Source organism: Cysteiniphilum litorale (assembly GCF_003428165.1).
GTDB classification, from domain to species: Bacteria; Pseudomonadota; Gammaproteobacteria; order Francisellales; family Francisellaceae; genus Caedibacter; species Caedibacter litoralis.
Genome location: NZ_QLIQ01000143.1, coordinates 1 through 1,010, shown reverse-complemented (window position 1 = coordinate 1,010; position 1,010 = coordinate 1). Strand labels below are relative to the sequence as shown.

Annotated in this window: 2 protein-coding genes; both read left to right on the top strand. The window is 41.3% G+C overall.

Going from position 1 to position 1,010, the window contains the following annotated elements:
• A partial coding sequence (locus DNJ75_RS14935; RefSeq protein WP_157968414.1) for a type-F conjugative transfer system secretin TraK occupies nucleotides 1-296 on the top strand: 296 nt, incomplete at its 5' end.
• The coding region (locus DNJ75_RS14930) for a hypothetical protein (protein ID WP_150469030.1) at nucleotides 289-1,010 on the top strand (722 nt) is incomplete at its 3' end. The genes DNJ75_RS14935 and DNJ75_RS14930, both read left to right, overlap by 8 nt.

Below are 1,010 nucleotides of genomic sequence, written 5' to 3'. Positions count from 1 at the left end.
TTGAAAATGAGGGTAAAAAAGAGGGTAAAAAAGAGCAAAAGAATCCGTCAGAGGTGATGGATAGACAAAATAGTCAAAAAGGATTGAGTTATACGCCTGTGCGACTTTTTAAAGGGGGATTACTGACAGGTATTGTGTATGCGATTCAAAATTTCAATGGACACTCGATAACCTTACATCCTAAGACGTTTTACCAAAGGGGGATGGTCGCGGGGGCTTTGACTAAAGAGCAGTTGGCATCAGGTGAGGTGGGTTATTTTTATGCCTTAATTCAAGAGGGGTCAAGTGATGTTTAGTTTTTTTAAACTTTTTAAATTGCTCAGTAGGCGTGACAAGCAGGCGTCTGATAAAAGTGTTGTGGCAAAAGAGGCAAAAGAGGCAAAAGAGGCAAAAGATTCAGAAGAGTTACAAGAAACACAAGATTTAAACGCGCGTCATAATCAACATAAAGAGGACAGCCAGAGTGAGCAAAAAATAGAAAAAATAGGAAAAATAAAAAAAGCGCGTAGCAATCATGCGGTCACTGGTAGTACTAAAGATGAGGCTTTTGCTAGCTTACAGAAAAACACATCGGGGCAGAATCGCTTGTTCACTTTTTTGTTACTGGTTGGGGTTGGTGGTGGTTTGTTATGGCTTTTTATTGTGTTTTTGTCACCCAAAAGTAAAGTTGCGTCAGAGGACTCACCGACACGTGCAGCGGGTGAGTTTGTTAAAGTTAAGGGGGCAACGTTTACAGCGGATGATAATAAGAGTGCGTTGACGCATCAGCAGCGCCAGATTGATGAGGTGATCAGCCAATTGGATAGACTGAAAACAGATAATCAATCATTAAGTGATACGCTGCGGACGCAACGTGAAAATTTTGAGAAAGAAAATGCAGCGCTTAAAAAAGCACTTGAGGCACAAAAGCAACAAATGCAGCAAAACCAAGAAACACAGCAATGGATAGAGGGTGTCAAAAAACCCCTGCGTGGATTATCTGGTAGTTATAAGGTGGGCGCTAATGGAGA